A 14904-nucleotide genomic window follows, 5' to 3' on the forward strand; every position below is an offset into this window, starting at 1 on the left:
GGAACGCATAAGTTAAGAATGCTTTAGCAAAGTCAGGAGCTTTCTTTGGTCACCGTCGATAAACAAGACTCAATAACATTAAAAATCAGTCATGCACTCGCAAAGAGCAAAAGTGTCGACCTAGATATTTACTTTTTTATACCTGGTGAGCTTGGTTTAAACGCCGATATCATCAGTGAATCCGAATTTTATTACACCTCAATCACACAGCAACGATCTTATTACAGTACTGAAATCCTTCTTCCGCTAGTACACAGTCGACTTGCCAAACGTGGACGCCTGTCGAATCAGCAATACCGAGTAAGTTTGAGTTTGTTCGCTTACCAATACGTTATCGCGCTAGACAAAGCGGTAGCAAGTTTAAACAAGCATGAGAACAACTCCGTAACGGAAGATGAAGTGGACGAAGTTATCGAGCTCACGCTTGAGATCTTAAAGCGCTTGCGGCGTTCTATTCCTTATGAAGAGAACTTAAAACGCTACTACGTTAACATCGATAACTATCTGTCTTGGTATACCGAGCAAAAGTTCCTGTCACTGGTGGCCCATCTACCACGTGAAGGCGACTATGGCACGATTAAAAAGCGTCTGATCACGCTATGTGAGAAAGAGCAAGCCCATCGTAAACTCAACAAATACAACTCATCAAGAGTCGTTGAAGACGTTACTCGCCTATCTAACAAAATGCGCTTGCTAAGGCGATTGATTGAACACCCTATCGTGCTTCGTGAAGAAACCATATCGATGGGTAACAACATTAAGCGCGCTATCAAAGGTATTGCAACCGGTTTAGTGATGGTTGTCGTGACCTCAACCGTGATTCTCGCTCGCGATTATCTGGGGGAAATTTCTGCCTCATTCATTATCGCGATGTCTTTTATTTACGCTTTACGAGAAATCTTTAAAGATGATTTACGCGATGCCATGTGGCGATGGATCCGTAAAGGCAAGCCAAAATGGCGTAAGAAGTATGTTGACCCAACGACGAAAAAAGTGGTTGGCAAAAAATTGGAGTGGCTCGATTATCGTACCTTAAGTAGCTTGCCGGATAAGATTCAAAGAATACGTAAAAAGCGCGTCGTGCAACGTGAAGAGCAGATTCTTCATTATCACGAGAAAACCGAAATGGCGACCTCTCTTTTCTTGAGTGGTTACGAACAAACGAGAGAAACATTGAACATCAGTTTGCGCCCTATCATCCGCTTGATGGATAAAAGCTCAAACCGAGTTTACCGTTTAAATGAAGGTCAAGTAACCAAAGAGTCAGTAGAGAAACGTCATTTGCTCAATGTGATTGTCAAAGAGGACAACCACACCGATGAGCCTGTTTATTACCGCTGGAAAGTGGTCTTAAATCGCTCCAAAATCGTCTCTATCGAGAAGATTGAACTCAATTAAGCCAACGCCTTTAAACAAACTAGCCACAAACCACTAGGCAGCCTCTTTTCTTTGTTGGGCTGCTTTTTTTATCGAAAGAGTAAGCGAAAATTCAGCCATTGGCTCGTCACCATGTAAGTTAGGACACAGCGCGACAATTTTTACGTCACGATTTACTCGTTCACCCGTTGCCAAGGTGTGCTCGAGCATCTCATCAATGACATGACCATCGTTACAAACAAAGTGCACATCGGCTTCCGGGCGCTTTAAAAACTCGGCTTTCACACCTTTAAATGCTAGCGAGATCGCTTCTCCCTTTTCTTGCGCTTTACTCATAGCAAGAAAACCACCAGCAACATCAGCGCCAACGGCTAAAGCGCCGAAATACATGCTATTCAGGTGGTTCTTCGTTCTTCTGCGCAATGGGATACGAACCTCAACATGCTTGCTATCTATCGCAATGATTTTAGGGTGGCAAAGCCAAATCAGCGGCACTTTCGAAAAGCCAAACAGATTTAGATACAAATTCGCACGACGTAGAGCTGATAACATTTTGGTCTCCTTACCAATCTAGTCAGACCAGTTAATCAACGAAAGAAATAGATGTCAAAGAAATGTTAACAAAAGCTCGATCTCACGAGTTATTTAACCTTCAGGAAGTGACGGCGTCACCCGTGAGGTATGAAGTTTATCGCAGTTACTTAGATTACCTTACAGCGAGATAGATAAAATGGTTATAAATTCAAATGTATATATATTGATTTAATGATCAAGTTTTGTCATTTATACATAAGTCATTTAAATGAATACCTACACCTTTGTATACAATTCGGTATTTCCTGGCGAAGATTCCCGTGAAACGGTTTATTCCTGCCTGTAATTCCGTTATCTTTACCCCTTCGCAATAGAGAATAAAGCTATAACATGCCTATAAAAACAGATGAATTGAGAACCCAACCTTTGGGTCCAATGCCTACCCCAGCAGAGCTAGGTAGTGTACATCCTATTACGGATGACGTTGCAGACCGTATCGCTCAATCTCGTCGTCAGATTGAAAACATTTTATCGGGTGAAGACAATCGCCTTCTTGCGATTGTAGGTCCGTGTTCTGTTCACGACACTGAAGCTGCCATTGATTACGCCACTCGCCTGAGTGAAATCCAAGACAAGTACAAAGACGAACTGTTTATCGTGATGCGTACTTACTTTGAAAAGCCTCGTACAGTAGTTGGTTGGAAAGGTTTGATTACGGACCCTAACCTAGATGGTTCTTACGCACTTGAAGCTGGTCTTCATAAAGCTCGTAAACTACTACTGGATATCAACAAGCTTGGTCTTGCGACTGCTACTGAGTTTCTTGATATGATCACTGGTCAATACATCGCGGATTTGATCACTTGGGGCGCGATTGGTGCTCGCACAACGGAATCACAAATTCACCGTGAAATGGCGTCGGCACTATCTTGCCCAGTTGGTTTCAAAAATGGCACAAATGGCAACGTAAAAATTGCAATTGATGCAATTCGCGCATCGAAAGCATCGCATTACTTCTACTCGCCAGATAAGAACGGTCGAATGACGGTTTACCGCACAAGTGGCAACCCTTACGGTCATATTATTCTGCGCGGTGGAGAAAAAGGCCCTAACTTTGATGAAGCATCAGTCAAACAAGCATGTGATGCTTTAGCTGAGTTTGGATTGCCACAACGTTTGGTTGTGGATTTCAGCCATGCAAACTGTCAGAAGCAACACAGAAAACAAATCGACGTAGCTCAAGACATTTGTAACCAAATTAAGTTAGGCAGCACTCGTATTGCGGGTATCATGGCTGAAAGCTTTATTCTTGAAGGCAATCAGCCAATGACTGACATCAATAACCTAACGTATGGTCAGTCTATTACAGATCCATGCCTAGGTTGGGAAGACACTGCTACAATGCTAGATATGCTGGCAAGCGCTGTTAAGTCCCGAAAGTCCCTATAACAAAATAATCAAGGAATCTTCATGCCATCGTTTGATATTGTTTCTGAAATCGATACGGTTGAACTACGTAACGCCGTTGATAATGCTAACCGTGAATTGTCTACTCGTTTCGATTTCCGCAACGTAAATGCGAGCTTTGAGCTAGTAGAAGAAAACGTAAAAATGTCTGCGGAAGGTGACTTCCAACTTAAGCAAATGCGCGACATTTTACGCGGCCACTTAGCGAAGCGTAACATTGACGCGAACGCAATGGATGCACAAGACCCAGACGTTACTGGTAAAAACTGGCACCAAACTCTGCTTTTCCGCCAAGGTATTGATACTCCAACGGCAAAAAAAGTAGTGAAACTTATCAAGGACGCAAAGTTAAAAGTACAAGCTTCTATTCAAGGCGACAAAGTACGTGTTACTGGTAAGAAACGCGACGACCTGCAAGCGACAATGGCAGCGATTCGTGAAGCAGAGATGGGTATCCCATTCCAGTTTAACAACTTCCGTGATTAATCAATCTGAGAAGTAAATAAAAACGCCAGCGCATAATCCGCTGGCGTTTTTTATTGGCTTTAGTGTAACGAACTACGTATCCACTTTAGTATTTGGCATTGCTAGATAACTAAGTCCTGCCCTTGCAATAATACGAATTCGCTCGTTCCTTGTGGTATGAACACGCAAATACGAAGCTTTTCAGCTTTAGCCTTGGCCAGCATATCCGAAAGCTCAGCAGCGCTCGAGAAAGCTTCTCTTTCTGCATCTCTTCGTATTAGTTCTAACACATTCGCTTCACATCGAGTTGAGTACAGAGCCAGCTCCGCTTGTTGCATATAGCGTACGGCTTTTATTGGCAACATCTCAACATCTTTCCCAACATGAACCCAAGTACAACTTCCCTTTTCATCTAAAGGTGTTGCCATGGTCGCTTGGTAAATTGCTTCTAACTCACGATTATCTCGCGCGTTTTCCACCTCGGGATTCGAGAAGAATTGCTCCCAAAACTTGCGGCGTAAATCGACGCTAGGCAGTGCCTCTTTAATTGAGTTTCGCTTTGAGTTAGCAAAATCCGCCATCAACCCCATGTTTTGTGGCAGTATCGATTCAAGCTTTTCACGGATGTTTCGAATTAAAACTGGCGAAGCTCCACCACTAGAGATAGCGATTTGGATGCGGCCACGATTAATCATAGACGGCGTGATGAAATCACAATAAGGCTTATCATCCACAACGTTAACCAAGATGCCTAGCTCTTTGGCATCTTTGTACACTTGGTGATTTAGCTCAGGATTGTCTGTCGTCGCCCACACTTGAACAAAGCTTTTAGTGACAATGTCACTCGAATAGAAACGTTGTACCCAGCGTAGTTGATGCTCAGAAGCAAGCTTAGACAGAAAATCAACCAACGTCGGAGAAACGATAGTCACATCCGCCCCAGCCTTTAGCAACGCTTCCACCTTTCGGCTTGCCACCTCACCGCCACCCACGACGAGAACGGGTTTATTAATTAAATCTAAGAACAGAGGAAAATATCGCATTTCAATCCATGATTACTCTAATTAGCTGTTGTAGACCATGCTACCAAAAATGGGGCAAGCTCATCACCCTGTTTCGGTATCACAAATAATTTTTGTTTGAATTTTTACTGAACTTCACCTTGCTCAGCTAATGACAGTTTTAATAACAACTTTTTATTCTTTTGTATTGTTCACTCTTCTATTGATTGTTCTGATGCACCAAATTGTCCATGAATTGCACTATTTACAAACAATTAACATTTCGTCATTCTAAATCTCAAGGCACTTTGTAAGTTCTCTCAAAACTTCATTTAAATTATATATTTGAGAATTAACAGATCCTTTCCTACGCTTATAACTGGTTGATCTATCGAATGCCGTTTCTTCGAAAATCAATCACGTAGGACGATAACTCTAACGAATTGGACACGTTATTTCAGGTCACTCCTGATTAAACATGGATCATACAGGAAGGATACAAATGGCAAATAAACTCACAGTTCTTGCTTCCGTCGTAGCGGCTTCTACTGCGATGATGGCAACATCAGCTCAAGCAGCAGACACTACTCTGGACAAAGTCACAAAACAAGGCTTTCTTACTTGTGGCGTAAGTACCGGTCTACCTGGTTTCTCTAACCCTAACTCAAAAGGCGAATGGGAAGGTATCGACGTAGAATATTGCCAAGCACTGGCTGCAGCCGTTCTTGGGGATAAAACGAAAGTTAAATATGTACCCCTAACCGCAAAAGAACGTTTCACTGCGCTTCAATCTGGTGAGATTGATGTGCTTTCCCGTAACACGACCTGGACTCTCCACCGTGACACTGCACTGGGCCTAAACTTCGTAGGTGTGAACTACTACGATGGTCAAGGTTTTATGGTGAAGAAGGAACTTGGTATCTCAAGTGCTAAAGAGCTTGATGGTGCGTCGGTATGTGTTCAATCAGGTACAACAACCGAGCTAAACCTTGCAGATTATTTCCGCAACCAAGGCATGGCGTACAAACCAGTGGTATTCGACACAGCTGCGCAAACTTCGAAAGGTTTTGATGCGGGACGCTGTGACGTATTAACAACTGACCAATCTGGCCTTTATGCACTGCGTTTGAATTTGAAAGATCCGTCCTCTGCGGCCGTTCTTCCAGAAATCATCTCTAAAGAGCCACTAGGTCCAGTCGTTCGTCAAGGCGATGATCAATGGTTTAACATCGCTAAGTGGACATTGTCTGCGATGATTAACGCTGAAGAATACGGTATTAGTTCGAAGAATGCGGATGAAATGCTGAAGTCAACAGATCCAAACATCAAACGTATCCTCGGTGTTGATGGCCCTAAAGGCAAAGGTTTGGGTATTCGTGACGATTGGGGCTACCAAGTTATCAAACAAGTTGGTAATTATGGTGAAAGCTTCGAACGTACAGTCGGTGCTGGTTCGCCGTTAGAAATCTCTCGTGGCGTTAATGCGCTATGGAATGCAGGCGGCTTTATGTACGCGCCACCAATCCGATAGAAAGAGTTAATCAGGGCGGTTCATGCCGCCCTTTTTCTTGATTATATCTCACTGTATGAGTAAGGATCGCTCATTGGATGGCGAAAAGCGCTCGCTTGGTGGAACGGCTTTAAAGGTTCGTACGTCACCAGACATGGAGCGTTATTCTTTAGCCAGCAAGGACGAAACTTCGTTATACAGGCCGATATCTATAACTAAGGTTTGAGGTTATCGCTGTATGAAACCGACACAAGATGCATCGCCAAGTACGATGTCCAAACCAAGCGGAAGCAAGAGCCTGATTTATAATCCTGCCTTTCGTTCTGCTATTTTCCAGATCATTGCCATTGCTGCACTGGTATTTTTCTTTTACACGATTGTAAACAACGCTCTCAATAACTTAGATGCTCGTGGTATTGCAACGGGCTTCGGTTTTCTGAATCAAGAAGCCGGGTTTGGTATTGGGTTAACATTAATTGAATACGATGAAACGTACTCTTACGGTAGAACATTTATCATCGGCCTTCTTAATACGGCGTTAGTCTCCGTATTAGGTATTATTCTGGCTACTGTGATTGGCTTTACCATGGGGGTTGCCCGCCTCTCTTCTAACTGGTTAGTTAGTCGTTTAGCGGCAGTTTATATCGAAACTTTCCGAAATATCCCCCTTCTTCTGCAAATATTCTTCTGGTATTTCGCTGTTCTTCAAGCATTACCCTCACCACGCCAAAGCTTAAGTCTTGGTGAAGCTATTTTCCTGAACGTTCGTGGCTTATATTTCCCTGCACCGACTATGGAACCTGGCAGTAGCTACGTTATTGCCGCGTTAATCTTCGGGGTAATCGCAAGCTTATTAATTAATGTATGGGCGAATAATAAGCAACGTCTCACTGGGCAACAAACCCCAATGGGAAGAATAGTTTTGGGTTTAGTTGTTGGCCTTCCATTGGTTGTGTACTTCCTTGCTGGTATGCCAATTTCACTGAATTATCCTGAACTAAAAGGGTTTAACTTCCGAGGTGGTATTAGCATTATTCCTGAATTGGCTGCGCTACTTTTGGCATTGAGTGTTTATACAGCTTCTTTCATTGCTGAGATTGTGCGCTCTGGTATTAATGCGGTTAGCCATGGTCAAACCGAAGCAGCGATGTCGCTAGGCTTACCACGCTCGAAAACTTTAAAGCTTGTTGTCATTCCTCAAGCGTTACGAATTATTATTCCACCTTTAACCAGTCAATATCTCAACCTCACCAAAAACTCATCGTTAGCGATGGCGATTGGTTACCCAGATCTTGTCTCTGTGTTTGCTGGTACTACCCTGAACCAAACGGGACAAGCGATTGAGATCATTGCGATGACGATGGGCGTGTACTTGACATTAAGTCTGATTACGTCTGCATTAATGAACTTGTATAACCGTAAAGTCGCGCTGGTGGAGAGATAATATGAGTACTCATCAATTTCAACCGGATCTCCCACCACCCGCCAATACTGTAGGCTTCGTTGGTTGGATGCGGAAAAATCTATTTAATGGCCCTATCAATTCCATTGTTACTGTCATTCTTGCGTATATTGTCGTAACTGCAATATGGTATATCGTGGATTGGGCGTTTATTAACGCAGACTGGATTGGCTCAACGCGTGACGACTGTAGCCGAGATGGTGCTTGCTGGGTATTTATCAGCGTGCGCTGGGAGCAGTTCATGTATGGTTTTTATCCAGAGTCCGAACTATGGCGCCCTCGCCTTTTCTATATCACATTGGCCATATTTACTGTTTTACTCGCGTATGAGAAGACACCGAAACGGATGTGGATTTGGCTTTTCTTCGTAAACATCTACCCATTCATCATCGCTGGACTTTTATACGGTGGTGTCTTTGGACTAGAAGTGGTCGATACACACAAATGGGGTGGACTACTCGTTACGCTCATTATTGCGTTAGTTGGTATCGTAGTTTCACTGCCAATTGGTGTGGTGCTTGCGCTTGGTAGACGTTCAGAGATGCCGATCATTCGCAGCATTTGTACCGTCTACATTGAAGTTTGGCGTGGCGTTCCGCTGATTACGGTTTTGTTCATGGCTTCGGTTATGCTTCCATTATTTATGTCTGAAGGTTCAGAGACAGATAAACTGATTCGCGCCCTTATCGGTGTGGTTATGTTTGCCTCCGCTTACATGGCAGAAGTGGTACGCGGTGGTCTACAAGCCATTCCGAAAGGTCAATATGAAGCCGCTGATGCGCTTGGGTTAAGTTACTGGAAAAAGACTGGGCTTATTATCTTGCCACAGGCGCTAAAGATTACTATTCCTTCTATCGTGAACACCTTCATCGGTTTGTTTAAAGACACCAGTTTGGTACTCATCATTGGTATGTTTGACGTACTCGGTATAGGGCAAGCAGCAAACACCGACCCTGAATGGTTAGGTTTTGCTACAGAAAGTTATGTATTTGTCGCGTTAGTGTTTTGGGTATTTTGTTTTGGCATGTCGCGCTATTCGATATGGCTTGAAAACAAACTTCATACCGGTCACAAACGATAACTCATCAAGATCAAGGACGTATTATGACGCAACAACAAGATTACATGATCCAATTGAAGGACATGAATAAATGGTATGGTGAGTTTCACGTACTAAAAAATATTAACCTCGACGTTAAGCGCGGCGAGAAAATCGTTATCTGTGGCCCATCTGGGTCGGGAAAATCAACGATGATTCGCTGTATTAACCGCCTTGAAGAGCACCAAGCAGGCAGCATTTACGTCTCTGGTACGGAATTAACTGAAGACTTAAAGAACATTGAAGCAGTACGCCGAGAAGTGGGCATGTGCTTTCAACACTTTAATCTCTTCCCTCATTTAACCGTACTGGAAAACTGTACGCTCGCGCCTATCTGGGTGAAGAAGATGCCAAAAGATGAGGCAGAAGCGGTTGCGATGAAATATCTGGAACGTGTTAAAATTCCAGACCAAGCGGAGAAGTATCCCGGTCAGTTGTCTGGTGGTCAGCAACAACGCGTAGCGATTGCTCGCTCTTTGTGTATGAACCCTAAAGTCATGCTTTTTGATGAGCCAACATCTGCACTCGACCCGGAAATGGTTCGCGAAGTACTGGATGTAATGGTCGAACTCGCCGAGGAAGGCATGACTATGCTTTGTGTGACACATGAAATGGGCTTTGCTAAAGAGGTTGCCGATCGCGTGATATTCATGGACGCAGGAGAGATCATCGAAGAAAACAACCCTGTTGATTTCTTCGAAAATCCTCAATCGGATAGGACCCAAAATTTCCTAGCGCAAATCTTACACCACTAAGATTTAGCCGAATCGACATAAAAAAGCACTGGTTTCTATGAAGCCAGTGCTTTTTGTTACTAAATTCAAAAATCTGTGTAAGAATCAACATAGCTATGCTAGGCAGTAATATTGTGTTACAAGTTGCCAAATACATAACATCTTATTTCTATTATTATTTTATCTAAGTTACGTATGGTTAGGGCTTGATTTTTTGAACTTTCAATCCCATAAATGTACTTAAAAGAAAGTCTCTTATCGAGGAAGATTATGAACAGTCCAATGTTTACCCGCACTTCAACTCAAGAAAGTGCTCTACAAACGAACAAAGTATTGCGTAATACTTACGCTCTACTTTCAATGACACTTTTATGGTCGGCAGTCGTTGCTGGCGTTGCAATGGCATTTAACCTTCCACATCCAGGTATCATCCTAATGCTGGTTGGTTTCTACGGCCTATTATTCTTAACAGAGAAAAACCGTAACAACAGTCTTGGCCTTGTGTTTACGTTCCTATTTACTGGCTTCTTAGGTTACACCGTTGGCCCTATTCTAAACATGTACATTGGTGCAGGCATGGGCGATATCGTATTAACCGCACTCGGTGGTACGGCACTATCTTTCATGGCAGCATCGGCATACGCACTAACAACGAAACGTGACCTATCGATGATGGGTGGCTTAATGCTATCACTATTTGTTGTGCTGGTTGTGGGCATGATTGCAAGCTTCTTTATTCAATCAACCCTCTTACACTTGGCGTTGAGCAGCTTGTTTATCATTTTCTCTACTATGGCGATCCTGATGACAACACAAAGCATTATTCGTGGCGGTGAAACAAACTACATCTCTGCGACAGTAACTTTGTATGTATCAATCTACAACATCTTCATCAGCCTACTAAGCATTCTAGGTATTATGAACGACGATTAATCGTTTCTCGTTAAGTAGAATAAAAAAGCCCGAAGGTAATTCCTTCGGGCTTTTTCTTTGTGTGCAATTCAGTGTATTACGCCTGCTCTACTGACAACTCGATAACTTCGTCAGCTTCTGGATTTTCTCTAAAGCGTCTCACTTTGATCGTTTCCTCTCCTAACATGATTTGCTTGGCGATTCGGTGCATACCGTCAAAAACACGATAGTCACTGGTTAAGATTACCGGATACGACAAATCAGCATTGTTGATTCGTCGGCAATGTTTTGCAATTTCACGGCAGGTTGGCTGTGGCCCTTCATGACTAAACCAAGTCACTTCATTTGGGCCTTTTATATCATCAATCGCAATTTCTTCTACAGGTAAGGATTCTGCAAGTTGCCAAATTCGCTCGATGGACCAAGTGGATTTTACATTGTCATTAATCTCAATGTAACGTTGTTTCGACATGACTAACTCCTTGTCATCATTGTTGTTTCTAACCTGAATACAGGCTTTTCATTAATCAAAGAGAATATCGGTCTATGAAAACAAACACAACGTTGTCAGCTATTCATTCACCCATAAAATCCCATAATCAGACAAGTAGCCAAGAAAAAACCAAAACAAAAATGAATAAGCCTGGATATCCATGCAATTTCGTTGGTACTCACACCGTAAAATTTCTAACAAACTGAATAGTTTCTTATTTATTTGAATAAAAGAGCATTTATATCAAAGTGCCTAGCTCAGTCAAAAACACTCACCATTTTGTACGCTTTTGCTTCGCTCGATACGACTTCGAGATTCTTTTGTTGAGAACATTCTCGGCTGTCGCTAATCTATAAACATCCATGTTTACTTAACGGATAAAACGTTATGTTCGTTTACAACGGCAAAGAAATTGAAACGGATGCTCAAGGCTACTTATTGGATCATACTCAATGGGAAGAAGGTATGATTGAGCTTTTAGCAAAAGAAGAAGACATCGAGCTTACGGATGCTCATTTGGAAGTTGTGCATTTTGTGCGAGACTTTTATGAAGAGTTTAATACCTCCCCTGCAGTGCGTATGCTTGTGAAAGCGATGGAAAAAGCGCACGGCCCAGAAAAAGGTAACAGTAAGTATCTATTCAAGCTGTTTAAAAAGGGGCCAGCCAAACAAGCAACCAAATTAGCCGGCCTACCAAAGCCAGCTAAATGCTTGTAGATTCATAAAATTTTAAAACCGCGTAACGGCTTATACGACGCAGGTTCCTGCATCACATGCTCTACTGTTGCCGTTCGCGGTCCTTCTTGTAACCATTCCGAAAACGCAACTATTTGCGCGTCTGTTCCACACGCCATCACTTCAACATCGCCATTGTTTAGGTTCTTCGCATAACCTGTTAACCCTAGCTTCAATCCTTGATGGGAAGTATGGTAACGAAAGCCGACGCCTTGAACGTGACCTTTTACTATAAATCTCTCACACTTTACGTTCATCTTTGTACCGCTTCTTTTTACTGAATGATATATTCTTTTCGTCTATTCACCCCACTAAGGATAGTGGGTTTTTGCACGGTTATTATAATTATGAAAGAAATTCCATTCCGCTGGATTGATAAGTATCTCATTCACTTAAAGATTCAAGAAAAGTTCTATTTGCTCTTCGTTCTCCCTCTTCTTGCTTTAGTCATTCTCACTCTCGTCCTTAATAGCGCGGCTAATACACTGATCTCAAGTATGTACCAAGAAGAGCTCATGCTTATGAAAGGTCTGATAGAGGCAGGCAACCTTTCTCAATCTCAAGTAGCAAGCCTCATCGCTGGTTCAGAAACCGTTTCTATTGGCTCTGGTTCGCAATCCGTGTCTGTTTTAAATGGTACGTACAGTTTGGTTGCGAACCATGAACTTTCTTTATGGGCTGCCCTATCAACGACTCAAGTAAGCATTATCTGTGTGAGCTTGTTTATTCTCGCTCTTGGCGTTTACTACATCATGACGTTTATTGGCGGCGCGATGTTCACGATGAACAAAGCATTAAACACTCTTGCGGGTGGCGACTTAACTGCGAGAATGAACTTCTTCCCTGTTCGCGACGAGTTTAGTGAAATTGCTATTACGATAGACAAAGTTGCAGAACGAGAGCAACAAATGGTGCTGTCGATTCAAGAGTCTGTGGCGTTAATGCAACAAATTAGCTCAGATCTGAATCAATCGATTCATCACAGTTCAGATATTTCAGCGACTCAGCAGGAACACCTCAACTCTCTTGCGAGTGCAACTGAACAGATGGCATCAACGATTCGAGAAGTCGCGACACTAGCTCACGATTCAAGCACGCAAACCGATGATGCGCGAAACGTGGCTCAGTCTGGACAAGTGAAAGTTGAGAATACGCTTCACTCGATTTCGAACCTTTCTAATGAGATTCAATCTGCGTCTCAAGCCGTTGCCGAGTTAGATGCCAATGCAGCACAAATTGATGAAGTCGTGACAACCATCAATGGGATCTCCGAGCAAACCAACCTACTTGCTCTGAACGCGGCTATTGAAGCTGCACGTGCTGGAGAACAAGGTCGTGGATTTGCGGTCGTTGCGGATGAGGTTCGCGCTCTTGCGGGACGCACTCAGCAAGCGACAGTTGAAATCCAAACGATGATTGAATCGTTACAGCGTAACAGCCAGTCGCTTACTAAGCTGATGGAAGTGACAGTTAATAATGCAAATGAGGGACAAAACCTCATGACGGAAGTGAATCACGAAATCGGCTCTTTGGCAGATAAAAATCAAACTATCTCCGACAGTAGCATTCAAATTGCAACAGCAGCTGAAGAGCAAGGTGTAGTCGCGGACAATATCGCCTCAAGCGTTGAAGAAATTCGAGTTCAAGCAGATAACGTGTGCAATATGATAAGCACGACTTCACAAAACGTTGATCAACTGCGTAAGCAAAGCGACACAATGGAAGCACTACTTACTGGACTTAAAGCATAGCAACGGAATCTATTACAGCAAATTCAATAAAAGGGTCACTTTAGTGACCTTTTTTGTATTTAAAAGTCACTACAATGTACTGGATTGCCGAGGGATATTGCTTTTACCATTTACATCCCGGACAATACGCCCCTTTCAAAATTCAACAAGAGCTAATGAAATGACAGCTGCTATCTATTTGGTTAAAGGTCGTGAGAAATCGGTCAAGCGCAAGCACCCTTGGATCTTCTCTCGAGGCATCAACAAAGTTGAGGGCGAACCTGCTCTTGGCGAAACGGTTGATGTATTCACTCACGACGGTAAATGGCTAGCTAAGGCGGCATATTCGCCAGCTTCACAAATTCGTGCTCGTATTTGGAGTTTTGATAAAGAAGAAATCGACACCGCGTTTTTCGTTAAACGACTTAAAGACGCACAACTTCTTCGTGAAGACATTATCAAACGTGATGGCCTTACGGGTTATCGCCTTATCGCAGCAGAGTCTGACGGCTTACCTGGCGTTACGATCGACCGTTACCAAAATTTCTTTGTGTGCCAACTTCTCAGTGCTGGCGCAGAACACAATAAGCAGGCTATTGTTGACGCTCTGGTTGAGTGCTTCCCTGATTGTAATGTGTACGAGCGCTCTGACGTGGCCGTTCGTAAAAAAGAAGGTTTAAAAGAGAGCACGGGCGTTTTGCACGGCGAAGAGCCACCTAAATCGGTCGTCATCGAAGAAAATGGCGTAAAGATTAGTGTAGATATCGTTGGCGGACACAAAACAGGTTTCTACCTAGATCAACGTGATAGTCGCCAGCAAGCGATGAAATATATGAAAGGCAAAGAAGTTCTTAACTGCTTCTCTTACACAGGTGGCTTCGGACTTTACGCTCTAAAAGGTGATGCAAAGCGTGTGATTAACGCTGACGTGTCGCAACCTGCTTTAGATACCGCAAAATTCAACGCAGAGCTAAACGATTTTGATATTTCGAAGAAGCGTGCCGTGTTCCTAAATGCAGACGTGTTTAAGCTGCTTCGTGAGTATCGTGATCAAGGAACTCAGTTCGATGTGGTTATTATGGACCCACCGAAGTTCGCAGAGAGCAAAGCACAACTAAACGGTGCATGTCGTGGTTACAAAGACATCAACATGCTAGCAATGCAAATTCTAAAACCGGGCGGCACTCTACTGACCTACTCGTGCTCTGGCTTGATGGATCAAGTTCTGTTCCAGAAAATCATCGCTGATGCAGCCGTAGACGCTAACCGCCAAGTAAAGTTTGTGGAGCGTTTTGAGCAAGCCGCTGACCACCCAACCGATACAGCATATCCAGAAGGCTTCTACTTAAAAGGTTTTGCATGTAAAGTGCTTTAGGCTACGAATA

The 14904-nt window shown here is 43.2% G+C and carries 15 protein-coding genes; 11 read left to right on the forward strand and 4 right to left on the reverse strand.

Features of this window, described 5'->3' with window-relative positions; all coding sequences use genetic code 11:
- Positions 1 to 45 precede the first annotated feature (45 nt).
- The gene (locus R7H07_RS06020) at positions 46 to 1398 is read left to right on the forward strand and encodes a hypothetical protein (protein ID WP_005377421.1); all 1353 of its coding nucleotides are present in this window, start codon (positions 46 to 48) and stop codon (positions 1396 to 1398) included.
- 33 nt (positions 1399 to 1431) lie between these two features.
- Here the strand turns inward: R7H07_RS06020 and R7H07_RS06025 are convergent, their stop codons facing one another.
- Complete coding sequence (locus R7H07_RS06025; RefSeq protein WP_005377418.1) at positions 1432 to 1929, reverse strand: DUF4442 domain-containing protein; 498 nt, start codon at positions 1927 to 1929, stop codon at positions 1432 to 1434.
- 372 nt (positions 1930 to 2301) lie between these two features.
- Here R7H07_RS06025 and R7H07_RS06030 point away from each other — a divergent pair, with 372 nt between their 5' ends.
- Together R7H07_RS06030 and R7H07_RS06035 are read left to right on the forward strand one after the other, a co-directional pair.
- Positions 2302 to 3360, forward strand: a complete 1059-nt coding sequence (locus R7H07_RS06030; RefSeq protein ID WP_206959240.1) for a 3-deoxy-7-phosphoheptulonate synthase — start codon at positions 2302 to 2304, stop codon at positions 3358 to 3360.
- 21 nt (positions 3361 to 3381) lie between these two features.
- On the forward strand, positions 3382 to 3864 hold the full coding sequence (locus tag R7H07_RS06035; RefSeq protein WP_005377415.1) for a YajQ family cyclic di-GMP-binding protein: 483 nt from the start codon (positions 3382 to 3384) through the stop codon (positions 3862 to 3864).
- A gap of 101 nt (positions 3865 to 3965) precedes the next feature.
- Here the strand turns inward: R7H07_RS06035 and R7H07_RS06040 are convergent, their stop codons facing one another.
- The gene (locus R7H07_RS06040) at positions 3966 to 4886 is read right to left on the reverse strand and encodes a bifunctional precorrin-2 dehydrogenase/sirohydrochlorin ferrochelatase (RefSeq protein ID WP_005390199.1); all 921 of its coding nucleotides are present in this window, start codon (positions 4884 to 4886) and stop codon (positions 3966 to 3968) included.
- A gap of 460 nt (positions 4887 to 5346) precedes the next feature.
- On the opposite strand from R7H07_RS06040, the gene R7H07_RS06045 reads away from it, so the two are divergent.
- From R7H07_RS06045 to R7H07_RS06065, 5 genes are all read left to right on the forward strand, one after another.
- Positions 5347 to 6375 (forward strand): amino acid ABC transporter substrate-binding protein, encoded by a 1029-nt coding sequence (locus tag R7H07_RS06045; RefSeq protein ID WP_206959242.1) that lies wholly within the window; start codon positions 5347 to 5349, stop codon positions 6373 to 6375.
- 217 nt (positions 6376 to 6592) lie between these two features.
- On the forward strand, positions 6593 to 7798 hold the full coding sequence (locus R7H07_RS06050; RefSeq protein ID WP_005377402.1) for an amino acid ABC transporter permease: 1206 nt from the start codon (positions 6593 to 6595) through the stop codon (positions 7796 to 7798).
- Position 7799: 1 nt separating this feature from the next.
- Positions 7800 to 8897, forward strand: coding sequence for an amino acid ABC transporter permease (locus tag R7H07_RS06055; protein ID WP_005389988.1), 1098 nt, complete (start codon positions 7800 to 7802; stop codon positions 8895 to 8897).
- A gap of 23 nt (positions 8898 to 8920) precedes the next feature.
- Positions 8921 to 9670, forward strand: a complete 750-nt coding sequence (locus tag R7H07_RS06060) for an amino acid ABC transporter ATP-binding protein (protein WP_005377400.1) — start codon at positions 8921 to 8923, stop codon at positions 9668 to 9670.
- Between the two features lie 249 nt (positions 9671 to 9919).
- The gene (locus tag R7H07_RS06065; protein WP_025766607.1) at positions 9920 to 10582 is read left to right on the forward strand and encodes a Bax inhibitor-1/YccA family protein; all 663 of its coding nucleotides are present in this window, start codon (positions 9920 to 9922) and stop codon (positions 10580 to 10582) included.
- A 76-nt stretch (positions 10583 to 10658) separates the two neighbouring features.
- On the opposite strand, the gene R7H07_RS06070 is transcribed toward R7H07_RS06065, so the two are convergent.
- Entirely contained in the window at positions 10659 to 11033 is a 375-nt protein-coding gene (locus R7H07_RS06070; RefSeq protein WP_025766606.1) for a chromosome partitioning protein ParB, read from the reverse strand.
- Positions 11034 to 11441: 408 nt separating this feature from the next.
- On the opposite strand from R7H07_RS06070, the gene R7H07_RS06075 reads away from it, so the two are divergent.
- Positions 11442 to 11771 carry a TusE/DsrC/DsvC family sulfur relay protein gene (locus R7H07_RS06075; protein WP_005377396.1) on the forward strand — a complete coding sequence of 110 codons (330 nt, stop codon included), beginning with the start codon at positions 11442 to 11444 and terminating at the stop codon, positions 11769 to 11771.
- A gap of 2 nt (positions 11772 to 11773) precedes the next feature.
- Here the strand turns inward: R7H07_RS06075 and yccX are convergent, their stop codons facing one another.
- The gene (yccX, locus tag R7H07_RS06080) at positions 11774 to 12046 is read right to left on the reverse strand and encodes an acylphosphatase (protein WP_017634611.1); all 273 of its coding nucleotides are present in this window, start codon (positions 12044 to 12046) and stop codon (positions 11774 to 11776) included.
- A 90-nt stretch (positions 12047 to 12136) separates the two neighbouring features.
- On the opposite strand from yccX, the gene R7H07_RS06085 reads away from it, so the two are divergent.
- Together R7H07_RS06085 and R7H07_RS06090 are read left to right on the forward strand one after the other, a co-directional pair.
- On the forward strand, positions 12137 to 13540 hold the full coding sequence (locus R7H07_RS06085; protein WP_025766604.1) for a methyl-accepting chemotaxis protein: 1404 nt from the start codon (positions 12137 to 12139) through the stop codon (positions 13538 to 13540).
- Between the two features lie 160 nt (positions 13541 to 13700).
- A complete protein-coding gene (locus R7H07_RS06090; protein WP_054579311.1) occupies positions 13701 to 14894 on the forward strand; it encodes a class I SAM-dependent methyltransferase in 1194 nt (397 codons plus the stop codon).
- Positions 14895 to 14904 lie beyond the last annotated feature (10 nt).

The sequence above is a fragment of the Vibrio sp. Vb1127 genome (assembly GCF_033338735.1).
GTDB lineage: Bacteria > Pseudomonadota > Gammaproteobacteria > Enterobacterales > Vibrionaceae > Vibrio > Vibrio alginolyticus.